This is a genomic window from Hymenobacter glaciei (assembly GCF_039539585.1).
GTDB lineage: Bacteria > Bacteroidota > Bacteroidia > Cytophagales > Hymenobacteraceae > Hymenobacter > Hymenobacter glaciei.
This window is the reverse complement of record NZ_BAABDK010000016.1, coordinates 381,223-396,820: the sequence shown is the minus strand read 5'-3', so window position 1 is coordinate 396,820 and position 15,598 is coordinate 381,223. Positions and strand designations below refer to the sequence as shown.

The following is a 15,598-nucleotide window of genomic DNA, read 5'->3' as shown; positions in this document are numbered from 1 at the left end:
ATGCGCACTTTCCTGGAACAATGGGTGCGCCGGCGCAACCCCACCTTTCTCATTCACCCGGCCGTGCCCACGGGCTGGCTGCTGGGCTTCGCGGCCCGCACGGCCGGCGCGCTGCTGCGCGGCGCGGCGCTGGGCCTGCGCGGCCGCCACCCGCACGGCGCTATGCTGGGCCACGGCGTGCAATTCGCCTACCTAAGCGGCATTCGCTTCGGGGCTTGGCTGAAGGCCGGCGACCAAGTGCGGTTCAGCGGCCTGAGCACCGGCGGCCTGGTTATGGGGAGCAGCGTTAGCATTGGCGCGTTCAGCCAGGTTATCGTGTCGACTTCCTTGCAGGAGCCCGGCGCGTTCATTCGCATTGGCAACCGGGTGGGCATCGGCGAGTTTGCGTACTTGGGCGGCGGCGGCGGCCTGCAGATTGACGACGACTGCATCATCGGGCAGTACTTCAGCTGCCACCCCGAAAACCACCGGCATGCCGACGTGGGCGTGCCCATCCGGCTGCAGGGCGTGGTGCGCCGGGGCATCCACATCGGGCCCGGCTGCTGGATTGGCAGCAAGGTGACGGTGCTCGACGGCGTACGCATCGGGGCGGGGTGCGTGGTGGCGGCCGGGGCCGTGGTCACGCGCTCGGTGCCTGCCCGCAGCGTGGTGGCCGGGGTGCCGGCCCGCGTGATTTCCACCCGCGAGGCGCCGTCGGTGGCGGCACCTCGCGAAACCGCGCTGGCCTCATGAAAACCGTGCTGATGACGGCCTACGCCGTGAACCCCTACAAAGGCTCGGAAGACGGCATGGGCTGGAGCTTTATTCTGCAAGCCGCCCGCACCCACCGCGTGGTGGCCGTAACGCGCGAAAACAACGGGCCGGCCATTCGCCGCTTCCTGGCCGAGCACCCCGAGCTGGCCGCGCTGGCCGCCGGCATCACCTTTCTGTATTTCGACCTGCCGGCCTGGCTGCGCTGGTGGAAAAAAGGCCCGCTGCTGTCAGTGCTTTACTTCTATATGTGGCAGCTGGGGCTGGGCCTGTGGCTGTGGCGCCGCCGCCTGGCCGCGGCCGTGGACGTGGTGCACAACCTGAACTTCCACAACGACTGGACGCCGTCGTTTCTGTGGCTGCTGGGCCGGCCGCTGGTGTGGGGCCCCATTGGCCACCACCCGCTCATTCCGGCCAGCCACCTGCGCCAGTACGGCCGCGCCGCCTACTGCCAGGACCGGGCGCTGGGCCTCATGAAGCGCGCTTTCTGGACGTTTGACCCGTTTCTGCGCATCACGCGCCGGGCAGCCGGACAGGTGTTGTGCATGAATTCGGCGGTGGCACCCCGGCTGGGACTGCGCCCCGGCCGCTTCGAAATCGTGCCTTCAGTGGCCATTGACATGCCCACCGAGGCACCCGCCGAAGACCCCGCGCCGGGCCGGGAATTTGTGGTGATGATAGCCGCCCGCATGGTACCGCTGAAGGGGTTCGACATGGTGATTCAGGCCTTCGCGGCCTTCTACCACGGCCTGAGCGCCGCCGACCAGTCCAACGCCCGCCTGCTGCTCATTGGCAGCGGCGTGGAGGAAGCACGGCTGCTCCGGCTCGTGCAAAAACACCGCATCGGGCACTGCACCCAGCACTTGCCCTGGCTCGACCGGGCCGAGCTGCTGGGCACCTACCGCCAGGCCTCGGTTTTCTTTTTCCCCTCGCACGAAGGAGCCGGCATGGTGGTGGCCGAGGCCATGAGCCACGGCGTGCCGGTGCTCTGCTACCGGAACGAAGGCCCCGGCGAGCTGGTGCCGCCAGATTCCAGCCTCACGGTGCCCTACGCCAGCTTCGGGCAGAACGTGCGCGATTTCGCCGCGCAGCTCGGGCGGCTGCACGCCTGCCCGCTGCTGCTGGCCGCCGAAGCCCGCCTGGGCCAAAGCCACACCGCCACCCACCACACCTGGACCCGCCGGGGCCAGCAATTATCCCGCATTTATCAGCAAGCCCTTGTATCATGAAACGCATTATCTCCGTTCATCTGCTGAATGACCGCAGCGGCAGCCCCCAGGTGCTGCGCAACTCGCTGAGCTGCCTGAGCAGCGCCGGCTACCACATCGACCTGCTCACGGCCACCCCCGACGCCGAGGCCGGCTGCCTGAGCGAGCTGCCCGGCGTGGTGACGCACGCGCTGCCCTACCGCTGGCAGCCCAGCCGCTGGCGCACGCTGCTCAATTTCTGCTGGGTGCAGCTGGTGGTGTTTGCCAAAGTGCTGCACCTGGCCGGCCCGGGCACGGTGGTATATGTGAATTCCTTGCTGCCCGGCGGGGCGGCGCTGGCGGCCCGCTGCCGGGGTGCCCGCGTGGTGTACCACGTGCACGAGGTATCGCTGCGGCCGGCGCTGCTGCAGCGGCTGCTGTGCGGCATCGTGAACCTGACGGCCGACCGGGTGCTGTTCGTGTCGCACTTCGTGCGGCGGCAGCTGGCGCTGTCGGTGCCGCAGCAGGCGGTGGTGCACAACGCCTTATCGCCGGATTTTCTGGCCGAAGCCGACGCCGTGGCCCCGGCCGCCCAGCCCTTTCGGGTGCTGATGGCCTGCTCGCTGAAGGACTACAAAGGCGTGCCCGAGTTCTTCGGCCTGGCCCGCGCCCTGCCCGAAATGGAATTCGACCTGGTGCTGAACGCGGCCCCGGACCAGGTGGCCAGCTACCAGGCCAGCTACGCCCTGCCTGCCAACCTGACCCTGTACGCCAGCACCGCCAACATGCACGCCCACTACCGCCGGGCATCGGTGGTGGTGAACCTGTCGCGCCCCGCCGAGTGGGTCGAAACCTTCGGCATGACCATTCTGGAGGCCATGCAGTACGGCAAGCCGGTCATCGTGCCCGTGGTGGGCGGGGTAGAGGAGGTCAACATCGTGGGCAAAACCGGCTTTGCCATCGATGGCCGCGACCTCTCGGCCCTGGAGCGGGCGCTGCACCTGCTGCAGCAGTTCCCCCGCAAGTACGCCGCCATGTCGGCCGCGTGCCGGCGGCGGGCAGCCGAGTTTGCCCCCGGGCGCTTCTCGGAGCAAATAAACCAGCAGTTCGAGGCCGAGTTCGCGCGGTTTCCGCTGGCCCCGGTGCCAGTTCTTTATCCGGGGCGACCCATTCCGATGGTTGGGTAGTCCCGGCACGTTGCTTTTCACATCCCTTTTTATTTCTATTTGGCTCAACAGCTTATTCCTCTCTTTCATGTCAACCAAAAAAGTAGCTATTATCGGCACCGTAGGGCTGCCCGCCTGCTATGGTGGGTTCGAAACTCTAGTGGCCCAGCTCGCAACACACCTACACCAGGAGCACGAGCTCACGGTGTATTGCAGCGGCAAACGCTACCCCAAAGCCCAGCGCCAAACCCACCACGCGGGGGCCCGGCTGGTGTACCTGCCGCTGGACGCCAACGGCGTGCAAAGCATTTTCTACGATTGCCTGTCCATTCTGCACGCGCTGTTCTACGCCGACGTGCTGCTGGTGCTGGGCGTGCCCGGCGGCATTCTGCTGCCCTTCGTGAAGGTGTTTACCCGCAAGCGCATCATCGTGTCCATCGACGGCATCGAGTGGCGCCGCAGCAAGTGGAACCGCCTGGCTAAGTGGTACCTGCGCCTGGCCGAAAACCTGGCGGTGAAGTTTTCGCACGCCGATATTTCCGACAACGATGCCATTCAGAACTACACGGCCCGCACCTACAGCACGCGCAGCCGCGTCATCGAATACGGCGGCGACCACGCGGTGTGCCAGCCCATCACGCCGGCGCACAACGCGCGCTACCCGTTTTTGAGCAGCCCCTATGCCTTCAAGGTGTGCCGCATCGAGCCCGAAAACAACGTGGCCATGATACTCGAAGCCTTTGCCGAACTGCCGCAGCACCCCTTTGTATTGGTGGGCAACTGGGCCAACAGCGCGTTTGGCCAGCAGCTTAAGGCGCAGTACGGCGGCTTGCCCCACCTGCACCTGCTCGACCCGATTTACGACCAAGCCGAGCTCGACGTGCTACGCGGCCACTGCCAGGTGTACATCCACGGCCACAGCGCCGGCGGCACCAACCCGTCGCTGGTCGAGGCCATGTACCTGGGCTTGTCCATTGTGGCCTTTGGCGTCTCGTTCAACCGGGCCACCACCGAGCACAAAGCCCGCTACTTCGCCACCAAGGAAGAGCTGAAGGCCCTTATCAAAGACACGAGCCTGGCCACCTGGCAAGCCCTCGGCCGCGAGATGAAAACCATCGCCGAGCGGCGCTACAAGTGGGAAATCATCGCCCGCAAGTACAGCGCCCTCTTTCACAACCCCAGCGGCGCGCGCCGCAAGGGTGGCCTGCGCGCCCAAATCAGCCTGCTCGGCCAGGATGACTTGTTGCAACACGAACTGGGCCATTACGCTTCCCCAAGCATGTTTTACGAAGAAGAGCTGTAGGCCCCGGCTGCGCAGTCTCCTCCCGTTATGCGGCTTGTTCATCCTCTTTATTTTTCACCTGATACTGCCTTTTTACTAACATGTTAGAGCAACTACTTCCGTCTCCAGCCGACCATTCGCAGCAATGGTTGGCGCTGCTCGCATCCATTGCTACGGTCGAAGCCGATTCTTTTTACCAAAAACACGAGCGCTACCTGGCACTGCACGGCTGCGGATTTATGGCCTACGTTTACCAGGAGGCAATTGTGCAGATTTTGCTCGACGCGAATCTGGATGAGCGCTACGAACTGTGCGGGGTCTTCCGCCGCGTCATGAGCCAGAGTATTGACGCGCATTTCGGACAAATGGAGCTGACGGACCACACCCTGCGAGTCGGCCTGGCCGACAACGCCCGGCAGTGGCTGGCCTTTTTGCATTCGATGTCCCTGGCCGATAAGACATCCTTTCAGAGCGTCCACTTAGGCTTCCTCACCAGCTACGGCTGCAATTTTATGTCGCAGGTGTACTACGACACCTTCGAGTGTGCCCTTCGGCCGGGAGGGCTCGTAGCACCCGACAGAATTCTGGCTCCGTTTGAACAGGCACTGGGGCAAGGGCTGAAAAAGGCAGCTACCGCCCGGCCCGACTAACCGGGCCGGTTCGTGGGCCAGTCTTACGGTAGGGTTGTGCTTCGACCAGCGGCGGCTGGTTGGGGTACAACCCTACCGCATTTACGGTAGGATTTTTTCAACCCGGCGTTTGGAGCGGGTAGTAGCTTTGTTCTGTGGCTCATCTCTCTCAATGCGGCAAAGCCCACCGGTGCTCACATACCCAAATAGGACAGGTTTAATTATACTAAAATCACTTGCTAATAGGCGATTATATTGAACTTTGCCGTTGACAAGTATTCTTAATTCAGCTTTCGTTGCCGAGGGCGCCTGTAAGCCAAGTAGCTAATACCAGTGCTTGCACCAAAGGCAAATTTTTCTCTCCAAACAGAAAAAATATAATTAAAATAAGTTACAACCCTTTATGATTTACCCATTACCTTCCTCTGATTTGAAAACAATTTTATTTTTCTGCATATGAAAACGCTTTACTCAAAGGCTCTTATCATTCGAGCTCAGCAGCCCTGGCGCTTTTTGTGCCTGCTGGGCTGCCTGCTGGCAAGTTTGGGGGCACAGGCACAGTCCATTACGGTGCAGGCAGCCCTGGGCAATACGCTGCCGCTACAGGATTTTGGCTCGGTCCAGGTCAACCGCACTTCGGCTCAACAGTCCTTCCTCGTGAGCGGGGCCAACCTCACCGGCGCCGTCACCCTGAACACCGCAACGGGATTTGAAATCAGAACGGGGGGCAATGCTTTCAGCACTAATGCGATAACATTGAGTCCTACCGGTGGCACCCTTAGCTCCACCGCCATCGATGTCCGCTTTGCGCCGGTACCGTCCGGTACCCATCCGGACGGCTCCGGGGCCTATGCCGACAACCTGGTGGCGTCGACGCCGAGCGGTGCGGGCACGGTGTCGCAGCTGGTTGCGGTTGCGGGTACTGGCCAGGCCACGCCCACCAGTGCCTATGTGTACGTAGACCCGGCCACCCTGGCGTTTGGCACGGTGTCGCAGAGCGGCTCGGGCCAGGTGCTCAGCTTTGTGGTTGGGGGCGGCAACCTGGGCACCACGCCCATTACGCTGGCTTCGGCCCTCTCGGGCGGCACTGCGTCGGGCACCATCCTCATTCGCAACCCCGCCGTGGCCAACAGCGTGTTCGCCACTTCGCTCACGATTGCCCCGGTGAACGGCCAGGTGCCCGAAACCACCATCGAAACCCGCATCAACGGCCCGATTGCGAGCCAAAGTAATTTCACCGGCACGGTTACCGCCACCAGTGGCGCAGCCGTGGCCGCGCCCAACAGCGTGGTGCAGATAAAGGCCAACAACCCCTTTTCGGGCGGCAACACGTCCTCGACCTTTACGGTGAGCACGCCCCCCACCAACCCGGTAACGCCGGGCTATCCTTCGGGCGGCCAGCCGCTGCTGCCCTTCAATACGGTACCCAACAAGGCCTCGGCTACGCAAACGGTGCTGGTGAGTGGCAGCTTTCTCGTGAGTGGCATTACGGTGGGCGCGCCCACCAATTTTCAGGTGTCGCTCGACCCGGCCTTCCCCGGCCTGGGCAATGGCGGGGCGGGCACCGTAACAAACAACACCCTGGTAATTAATCCTGTAGAGGGCAGCGTGTCGAACGTTTCGGTTTACATCCGGTACGTGCCGGCCGTATCGGGCACCGAGAGCGGCACCGGGGTTATCTTCGACAGTGCCCCCGCCACCTCGGTGGCCGCCATTGTGCAGGCCAACAGCGTAGGCAGCGTGGAGTCGCAAACCCTGTACACCCAGGAAGGCCCCGTGGTGCTGACGCCGGGCGTGAGCACGGCGCCACAACTCATTCGCATTCATGCCGAGCTGCTCAGCAGCCCCTTGCGCCTGTTCGTATCGGGCGAGTCGGCCGGGGCGCTGGGCAACCCGTCGGGCTACGCGCAGTTTCGCCTTTCCAAAGATGGCGTCACCTACACCAACCCCACAGTAGCGGGCGCGGGCTTCATTACCCTCAACCCGGACCCCGGCACCAATGCCATCGACCAGGACGTGTACGTGGTATATGCGCCCAACCGCGTGGGCCTGGCCCAGGCAGTACTGCAGTACCAGACGCCGGATGTAACGGCTTCCCCTTCGAACGCCCTGACGCCCGTGGTAAGCTCGTTTTCGGGAACGGCAGCCAACAAGCTACGCGGCACGGCCATCGACGTGGAACCCACCCGCGACACGCCCTTCGCCGCGTCCCGCAACACGGGGGCCTCATCGGCTTCGATTGCCTTCAACCCCGACGTCAACCTCACGGGCTACGGCAAATTTCACGTGGTGCTCATCAGCACCAGCGCCACGCTTACCACGCCGGACGTGATGCCACTCGATGGAACGGATTACAATTCGGGGAACGGGGCCTTTCAGAGCGCCGGCCAAAGCACGCTGACGGACACGCAGGGCAAAGTGTATTACGTGGTGTATTCGGGCGGCTCTTCGACGGCCACGGTAACGGGGCTGAATTCGAACACCACGTACTACGCCTACGTGTTCGACTACAACAGCACCAACCCAAACTCGACCACCTTCATCAACAACGCCGAGAACTACAAAGGCCCGGCCCAAACCACCGTTTTCGGCGCGGTGCTCGCCGGCAGCCCGCTGCCCGTGGAACTGATGAGCTTCACGGCGCAGGTACAGGGACCTGCCGTGCGCCTGGACTGGGCCACGGCTTCGGAGCAGAACAATGCCGGCTTCACAGCGGAGCGCAGCACCGATGGGCGCACGTTCGTGGCCCTGGGCCGGGTGGCCGGCGCGGGCACCAGCGCCGCACCGCGCAGCTACGCCTTCCTCGATAAGAGCCTGCCCGCGGGCACGGCGCTGCTGTACTACCGCCTGCGCCAGACCGACCGCGACAGCACCGTGACGTTCTCGCCCGTGCGGATGGTGGCGCTGCCCAATGTGCCCGTAGCGGCACAACTGCTGGCGTACCCCAACCCCGCCCACGGCGCGGTGCTGGTGCGCGTGCTGGGCCTGGCCCCGGCCGCTACGGTGGAGGTGTACGATGCGCACGGCCGTCTGGTGCAGCGCACGCCCGCGCCAATGAGCGGGGCCGAAGCCACGCTTCCCCTGGAAGGCCTGGCGCCCGGTATCTACGCGGTGCGCTGCGGCTTGCTCAGCCAGCGCGTGCGGATAGATTAAGGCACCAACGGGCGGCGGCCCGCGCGCAAGCGGCCGCGCCCACCTTAACTGCCGCTCCTGGCTGGGGCAGCGTGCGCATTTCATTAATCAACTGTCGCCGTTTCCCGGCGGAATAGTCCTCTTACCTCGATGAAGCCGCAACCCATTCAAAAATTCCGCATCTCCGTTATCGAAGATGACTTGTGGTACGGGCAGTTGCTGCAGTACCACCTTTCCCAGAACCCCGATTATGAGGTGGCCCTGTACGCCTCGGGCAAAGAATTTTTCAGCGGCGTGCGCGAGCGGCCCGACTTGGTGACCATTGATTTTTCGCTGCCTGACATCTCCGGCGACCAGCTGCTACGGAAAATTGCGCAGCTCTACCCCGGCCTGCCGGTCATCGTCATTAGCGCCCAAAGCAAAATCGGCACCGTGGTGGAGCTGCTCAAGCTGGGGGCCATCGACTACCTCGTGAAAGACGAGCACACCCGGCAGTCGTTGTGGAACGCCGTGCGGGTGGTGCGCGAAAACGCCGCGCTGAACCAGCCGGCCGCTGCTCCCGCGTTGGCCCCGGCCGACGCCCACGGCTTCAGCACGCTGCTGAAGGGCAACAGCCCGGCCATCCAGCGCACCTTCGACATGATGGCCCGGGCCGCCCAAACCCCGGTCAACGTGTCCATCAACGGCGAAACTGGCACCGGCAAAGAGCTGGTGGCCAATGGCATTCACCTGCACTCGGAGCGCCGGAAGGGGCCGTTTGTGGCAGTGAACATGGCCGCCATTCCCAGCGAGTTGGTGGAAAGCGAGCTGTTTGGCCACGAAAAAGGGGCCTTCACGGGGGCCATTGGCCGCAAAATCGGCAAGTTCGAGGAGGCCAACCAAGGCACGCTGTTTCTCGACGAGATTGGCGAGCTGAGCCCGGTCATTCAGTCCAAGCTGCTGCGCGTGCTGCAGGAGCGCGAAATGCAGCGCGTGGGCGGCAACGACAAGATTAAGCTGAACGTGCGCCTGGTAACGGCCACGCACAAAAACCTGGCCGAGGAAGTGAGCAAGGGCACATTCCGGGAAGACCTGTACTTCCGCATCATGGGCCTGCCCATTGTGCTGCCGCCGTTGCGCGAGCGCGGCCCCGACATCGTGGTGCTGGCCCAGCATTTCCTGGAAGCTTTTTGCCATGAGTACCAGAAGCCGCCGCTGCTGCTATCGGCGGCGGCGCAGGCCAAGCTGGTGGCCTACGACTACCCGGGCAACGTGCGCGAACTGAAAACGGTACTGGAACTGGCCGCCGTGCTCAGCAACGGCCACGAAATTCGGCCTGTCGACCTCCTGTTCACCCCCCCCACCAAGAGCAAGGACTTTTTGTCGGAGGAAAAAACCCTGCGCGAATACACCCGCACCATCATCCGCTACCACCTCGACAAGTATAGCAACAATGTGCCCCTGATAGCGGAGAAGCTCGGAATCGGGCGCTCGACGATTTATAAACTGGTGCAGGACGGCGAAGTATAATGTGCACCATCCTTTCCCCCAAGAGCGGCGACGCGACGTCCCCGATGTACCTGCGCACGGTTGGCGGCGGCAAGCCCCCTGCCGATGCGCTGCCCTCGCCCGCGTGCGTGGCCCAGCCCATGCCCGGCGTGGTACTGGCTGGCGACGGCCCCCAAACCGTGGGCCTGCGGCGCAGCCTGCTGCGCGAGCAGCGCTGGCGCGGCGTAATGGAAACCCTGGGCAACAACACCTGGGAATACAACCTGCAAACCAAAAAGATGCGCCTGAGCCCCAAGTACCAGCAGTTGCTGGGCTACTACGGCGAGGCGATAGAGACTGAAATGGGCCTGGCGCCCCTTTACGCCAACGTTGCCCCCGCCGAACGCGCCGCCGCCAGCCAGCAGATGGCCGCGTACCTGCGCGGCGAACGCTCCCTGTTTGAGGTGACCTACCAGCTCACGGGCCCCGATGGCACCGACGAATGGGTGCTGTCGCGGGGAATGGTAACGCTGCACGACGACGGGGGCAAGCCCTTGCTGATAACCGGTACCCACACCGACATCACGGCCATTACCAAAGCCAACCTGGCGACCGAAGCCGCCAGCCTGCGCCTGGGCAGCACCATTGCCAGCCTGGAGCATGCCGTGCTGCTGGAGGATGAGCACCGGCGCGTTATTCTGGTGAATGCCGCTTTTTGCAGCCTTTTTGGCCTGGAGGAGGCCCCGGCGGCGCTGGTGGGCACCAGCACGAGCAAACTGGCGGAACAGATGAAGGCGTATTTCAACGAGGAGGACTCCTTTGCCCTGAGCATCGGGGTTATGCAGGATTCGATGCAGGCCATCAGCGACGAGTCGCTGGTGTTGCGCGACGGCCGCACCCTGCTCCGCAACTTCACCCCCATTCAGGTGCGGGGCGCTGGCGCGGGCTTTCTCTGGAAATACGAGGACGTTACCCGGCGCGTGAACGAGAGTGAAGCCCTGCAGCGGCGGGAGCGCAAGTACCGGAGCATTTTGGAAAACCTGAACCTGGGCTTACTCGAAGTAGACCTGGCGGGACAGGTTACCTTCGTGAACAACTGCTACTGCGAGCTCACGGGCTACACCCAGACCGAGCTGCTGCACCACAACCTCGACCACCTGCAGGTAAACGAGAGCTACCGGCAATTGCTCGAGCAAAAGACGAAATCGCGGGCCCGGGGCATTTCCGATACCTACGAATTGCCCATTAAAAACAAGCAGGGCGACCTGCGCTGGCTGCTCATCAGCGGTACCCCCGTCTACGGCGACGAGCAGCAGGTCATCGGTTCCATCGCGGTGCACCTCGACGTCACGCACCAAAAGCAGCTCGAAGCCAAGCTGCGCGATGCCAAAAAACTCGCCGAAGAGTCGTCGCAGGCCAAAGAGATGTTTCTGGCCAACATGAGCCACGAAATTCGCACGCCCATGAACGCCATCATGGGCATGAGCCAGTTGCTGAGCCACACGGCGCTCTCGCCCCAGCAAGACAACTACCTGCACGCCATCTCCACGTCGGCCGAAAACCTGCTGGTCATCATCAACGACATCCTCGACCTGTCGAAGATTGACGCGGGCAAGATGATGATTGAGAAAACCGGTTTCTGCCTGCATAAAATATGCGAACAGGTGGAGAAAACCCTGCACTACAAGGCCGATGACAAAGGCCTGAGCCTGGTGGTGGAGGTAGACCCCAACACCCCGGAGGTGCTGCTTGGCGACCCCCACCGCCTGGTACAGGTACTGCTGAACCTGGCCGGCAACTCCATCAAATTCACCGAAAAAGGCGAAGTCCATATCGGGTGCGTCCTGGCGGGCATTATCGGCACCGATGCCGTGCTCGAGTTTACCGTGCGCGACACCGGCATCGGCATGGAGCCGGCCTATGTCAAGAACCTGTTCCAGGCCTTCAGCCAGGAAAACGCTTCCATTTCGCGCCAGCACGGTGGCACGGGCCTGGGCCTGAACATCTCGATGAACCTGGTGTGCCTGATGGGGGGCGACCTGCAGGTGACCAGCGAGAAAGGCCAAGGGACGCAAAGCCGCTTTTCCTTGGTGCTGCCCATCGGCACCGACAGCGACCTGCCCCGCAACGAGCTGACCGTGAGCTCCAAGCTCATTCGGGAAAGCCTGCGCGGCAAGCGCGTGCTGCTGGTAGAAGACAATGCCTACAACCGGATGCTGGCCAAGTCGTTCCTGCGCCTCGCCCACATCGTGGTGACGGAGGCTGAGAACGGAGCCGCCGCGGTGGAGCTGACGCGCACTCAGGAGTTCGACCTGATACTGATGGACCTGCTCATGCCCGTGATGAGCGGGTACGAAGCCACCGCCGTTATCCGCAACGACCTTAAGTTGCACCTGCCCATCATCGCCCTCACGGCCAACGCCCTGCGCGGCGACAACCAGAAGTGCCTGGATGCGGGCATGAACGACTACCTCTCGAAGCCCTACAAGGAAAACGACCTGCTCAAAATCGTGCATGAGTGGGTGGTAGCCCCCCGGCATCTCAAGCAAGGCGGCGACAAGCTGTACCGGACCGACACCCTGAAGGAAGCTTCCAACAACGACCCCGTGTTTGTGGCCTTTATGCTGCGCACGTTCCTGCAAAGTGGCGAAAGCTGGCTGGCCTCCCTGCACGAGGCCTTCCGCGAGGGCAGCCTGAAAGGGCTAAAAGAGGCCGCGCACAAAATTCGGCCCAGCCTGGCGCATCTGCATATCTACCAGGTGCTGCAGCTCGTGACCCGGCTCGAAGCCTGGGAAGGAAACTTCGACGGCCCGGGCATCCACCCCATCGTGGAAGTTATTGAAACCCTGCTGCGGCAAACCATGGACCAGATGACGAAGGACCTGGAACAGTACGCCCTCCCAGTGGAATAGGCCCAGCGGCAGCCCCTTCATGACCGTCTTTTTACCCCGATGAAAAAATCTGTCGCCTTGGCTCTGGCACTGGTGTGCGCGCCCCTTATCCTGCTGGCGCAGGCTGGCAGCTGGAACCCCTCCGGTGCCGACTTGGCCTATCCCCGCACGCTGCTCAAGGCCGCGGCCCTGCCGGGCGTGCGGGCTTCGCTGAGCGCGCCCGACCGGCTTGGCATTTACCAGGGACTGTGGAACGACGTGCAGGCCCCGCCGCCCACCGACAATACCTCGGCCGCTGGCCGGCGGGCGCGGGCTACGTATGCCAAGAACGCGGCGTTTGTGGTACTGCTGGGCCAGCAGCCCAGCATCAGCGGCCTGGTGGCGTTGCCCGGTGCGGCGCGGGCCACCCTGGTGGCCGACGCCCGTGGGCTGCTCGAAAGCATCAACACCGACGTGGAAGTCTTCGCCACGCCAACGGGCGCCACGCCCTATACCGAGTGGCAGTGGCGCTCGAAAGAGTTGATTGACTACCTCGTGGCCTACGACCTGCTGCGCGGGGCCGGCGAAACCCCCGCGGACCTGACGGCTGGTGCCGGGCGCCTGCAGGCATTTGCCGGCCACCTCTACCAGCAGTCCGTTACGCCGATGGGGCCCTACAGCTTCTACGCCAACGTCAAAAACAACCACACCCTGATGACGGCCGCCGCGCTGGGCCTGGCCGCCGTGGTGCTGAACGAGGCCACCAGCGCCGACGCTACCCAGCAGCCCGCCACCTGGGCCGGCACGGGCCTCTACCACCTCGACAACGTGCTGTGGCGCGATGCCCAGCGCCAGTCCGACTCGACCCAGGTGGCGGGCTACGCCGAGGGGCCGTACTACCTCAAGTATGCGTTGCTGAATTGCCTGCCGCTGTTCCGGGCCATGGGTAATTTCCTGCCCGACGGCCGCCTGCCCTACACGTTCGGGGCCACCACGCGCAGCATCCGCAACCCGTATTTCGACCCCAAGTATGGCCGGCTTTACGAGTGGCTTACTGCCATCCGGATGCCCGACGGCCGCTTCCCGGCCCTGGAAGACTCCTACGTGGACATGGGCATGCCCGAGCTGGCCCTCACCGGCCAGGCGCGGTACGTGCAGCCCATGTACTTCAGCAAGCTCACGGGCACGGGCCTGGCCTCGCTCACGGGGCAGCTGCGCGACATTACGGTGGACATGCGCGCCGGCTGGCTGGCCGCCGCCGTGCTGCCCACCGCCCCCGCCCAGCCGGCCCTCACCGTGCTGCCGGCCAGCGGCAACCTGGTTTTTCGCTCCGGCAACGACTCGCTGGCCACCTACCTGCACGTATACGGCCGCGGCGGCCTGGCCCAAACCAACGCCGGCGGCCACAGCCAGGGCGACGCCAGCAGCTTCATTCTGCACGCCCGCGGCCAGCTCCTGGCCCTCGACCCCGGCTACCTAAGCTATGCCCGCCGGGCCGAGGTGGGCCAGGCCGCCAACCACAACCTGGTGCTGGTAGACGGGGCCGGGCCCGCCATTGGCACGCCCGGCGCGGGCAGCCCTGCCCAGTCGGCCGTGCAGCACGCTTTTCAGACGCCGCAGCTGGCCTACGGCGAAGTAACCACGGCCTATATGGGGGCTACCATCACCCGTAAAACCCTGTTTATCCGCAACGAATACTTCCTGCTGGCCGACGCCGTGCAGGCCACCGCCGCCCACACCTACACCTGGCAGCTGCACGGCTACGGGCTGCAGGGCGGCACCGCTGCCACCGGTCTCTGCACCCCCGGCCTGGCCAGCCACGAAGCCAGCTGGCAGAAAAACGGAGCCGGCCTGCTGGCCCACGTTACTGCTACGGGCGGCACCGCCACCTACGCCACCGCCACCAACCCCCACGAAACCACCTACAATACCGCCGAAAACCATACCACGCTGCTGGTGCAGCAACCCAGTGCCCTGCAAACCCAATTTCTGGCCGCGCTGTACCCGTACACCACGGCCAGCCCGCAGGTGGCCACCACCAGCCAAGCCACCACGGCTGCCCTGGCCACCACCTCGGCCGGCTTCATCGACGTGGCCTTCGCCCAGGCCGACTCCGTGCTCAGCACCGACGGCAGCGGCCGGCTGCCCCAGGCCGTGAGCGCCGACGGCCTCCTGAACTTGTATTCAGCTACAGCCTCGGGCGCTTTTGCCCAGCTTTTCATGCAGGGGGGCACCGTGCTGTTGGTCGGCGCTACGCCCGTGCTGCAATCTGCGCAACGGGCCACCCTCAGCTGGCAGCGCACCGGGGCTACCAGCTACGCGGGCTACGCCAGCCGCGCCACTACCCTCAACTTGGCCATGGGCAGCGCCCCGGCTGCCGTCACCGGAAGCGCTGTGACCGGCTATACCTACGATGTGGGGGCCCGGGAGCTGCAGGTAGTGCTGGCGGCCGCCGGCAGCTTTGAGGTATTCACCACGGCCAGCCAGTCGCCTTTGCCAGTAGTGTTGGTTGATTTCACGGGGAAGCGGGCGGGGAATACCGTGCTGCTGGCCTGGCACACGGCTTCGGAGCAGCAAAGCCTGGGCTTTGAGGTGCAGCGCATGGCGGGCCCGGACGCCGCCTTTACCACCCTGGGCTTCGTGGCAAGTACGGGCGCCGGAACTGCCCCCGCGAGCTACGCCTTTGGCGATGCGCTGGCCCCGAGCACCCTGGTGTACTACCGCCTGCGGCAAGTTGACCGGGATGGTGCGGCCACCTATTCGCCCGTGGTGGCGGTACGCGCAGCCACGGTTGCCGAAGCGCCCGTAACCTTGCTGCCCGCCTTTCCGCAGCCCGCCCGCCACGTCCTGACCGTGGCCCTGACTGGGCCCGCGCAGAACGTGGGCTTGCGGCTGTTCGACAGCCTGGGGCGCGAAGTTGCCCGCCAGCACGGCCACCAGCCACTCACCGAACTCGACGTGAGCCAGCTCATGCCCGGCTTGTACTACTTGGTTGCCCACGATGCCAATGGCCACCCCCTGCCCGGCCGCCAGAAGATAGTGGTGGGGCCGTAACGAATTCGGGAGCCAAGGGGCCGCCAGCGAATAGCACGTGGGGGCTTCCTTTCTGATTTAC

9 protein-coding genes are annotated in these 15,598 nt (G+C 64.1%); all 9 read left to right on the top strand.

Translation table 11 applies throughout. The annotated features are described in order from the left end of the window. The 9 genes from ABD837_RS10600 (at window position 1) to ABD837_RS10560 (ending at window position 15,537) form a co-directional block, all read left to right on the top strand. Window positions 1–732: an acyltransferase gene (locus ABD837_RS10600; protein WP_345053888.1), complete on the top strand. Its 732-nt coding sequence runs from the start codon at window positions 1–3 to the stop codon at window positions 730–732. Continuing rightward, entirely contained in the window at window positions 729–1,979 is a 1,251-nt protein-coding gene (locus tag ABD837_RS10595) for a glycosyltransferase family 4 protein (RefSeq protein ID WP_345053885.1), read from the top strand. The genes ABD837_RS10600 and ABD837_RS10595 overlap by 4 nt, the downstream gene beginning before the upstream one ends. Continuing rightward, a complete protein-coding gene (locus ABD837_RS10590; protein WP_345053883.1) occupies window positions 1,976–3,124 on the top strand; it encodes a glycosyltransferase family 4 protein in 1,149 nt (382 codons plus the stop codon). The genes ABD837_RS10595 and ABD837_RS10590 overlap by 4 nt, the downstream gene beginning before the upstream one ends. Before the next feature lie 67 nt (window positions 3,125–3,191). Then, a complete protein-coding gene (locus ABD837_RS10585; RefSeq protein ID WP_345053880.1) occupies window positions 3,192–4,406 on the top strand; it encodes a DUF1972 domain-containing protein in 1,215 nt (404 codons plus the stop codon). Window positions 4,407–4,486: 80 nt separating this feature from the next. Then, entirely contained in the window at window positions 4,487–5,035 is a 549-nt protein-coding gene (locus tag ABD837_RS10580) for a hypothetical protein (RefSeq protein WP_345053878.1), read from the top strand. Window positions 5,036–5,470: 435 nt separating this feature from the next. Continuing rightward, window positions 5,471–8,167, top strand: a complete 2,697-nt coding sequence (locus tag ABD837_RS10575; RefSeq protein WP_345053875.1) for a T9SS type A sorting domain-containing protein — start codon at window positions 5,471–5,473, stop codon at window positions 8,165–8,167. A gap of 129 nt (window positions 8,168–8,296) precedes the next feature. Then, window positions 8,297–9,655: a sigma-54-dependent transcriptional regulator gene (locus ABD837_RS10570; RefSeq protein ID WP_345053872.1), complete on the top strand. Its 1,359-nt coding sequence runs from the start codon at window positions 8,297–8,299 to the stop codon at window positions 9,653–9,655. Continuing rightward, entirely contained in the window at window positions 9,655–12,525 is a 2,871-nt protein-coding gene (locus ABD837_RS10565) for a PAS domain S-box protein (RefSeq protein ID WP_345053870.1), read from the top strand. The genes ABD837_RS10570 and ABD837_RS10565 overlap by 1 nt, the downstream gene beginning before the upstream one ends. Window positions 12,526–12,564: 39 nt before the next feature. Next, window positions 12,565–15,537, top strand: coding sequence for a heparinase II/III domain-containing protein (locus ABD837_RS10560; protein ID WP_345053867.1), 2,973 nt, complete (start codon window positions 12,565–12,567; stop codon window positions 15,535–15,537). Window positions 15,538–15,598: the final 61 nt, after the last annotated feature.

Bases quoted from the DNA above. Each gene is read 5' to 3' on its own strand.
- ABD837_RS10600 (WP_345053888.1), top strand. From the start codon at position 1: ATGCGCACTTTCCTGGAACAATGGGTGCGCCGGCGCAACCCCACCTTT.
- ABD837_RS10595 (WP_345053885.1), top strand. From the start codon at position 729: ATGAAAACCGTGCTGATGACGGCCTACGCCGTGAACCCCTACAAAGGC.
- ABD837_RS10590 (WP_345053883.1), top strand. From the start codon at position 1,976: ATGAAACGCATTATCTCCGTTCATCTGCTGAATGACCGCAGCGGCAGC.
- ABD837_RS10585 (WP_345053880.1), top strand. From the start codon at position 3,192: ATGTCAACCAAAAAAGTAGCTATTATCGGCACCGTAGGGCTGCCCGCC.
- ABD837_RS10580 (WP_345053878.1), top strand. From the start codon at position 4,487: ATGTTAGAGCAACTACTTCCGTCTCCAGCCGACCATTCGCAGCAATGG.
- ABD837_RS10575 (WP_345053875.1), top strand. From the start codon at position 5,471: ATGAAAACGCTTTACTCAAAGGCTCTTATCATTCGAGCTCAGCAGCCC.
- ABD837_RS10570 (WP_345053872.1), top strand. From the start codon at position 8,297: ATGAAGCCGCAACCCATTCAAAAATTCCGCATCTCCGTTATCGAAGAT.
- ABD837_RS10565 (WP_345053870.1), top strand. From the start codon at position 9,655: ATGTGCACCATCCTTTCCCCCAAGAGCGGCGACGCGACGTCCCCGATG.
- ABD837_RS10560 (WP_345053867.1), top strand. From the start codon at position 12,565: ATGAAAAAATCTGTCGCCTTGGCTCTGGCACTGGTGTGCGCGCCCCTT.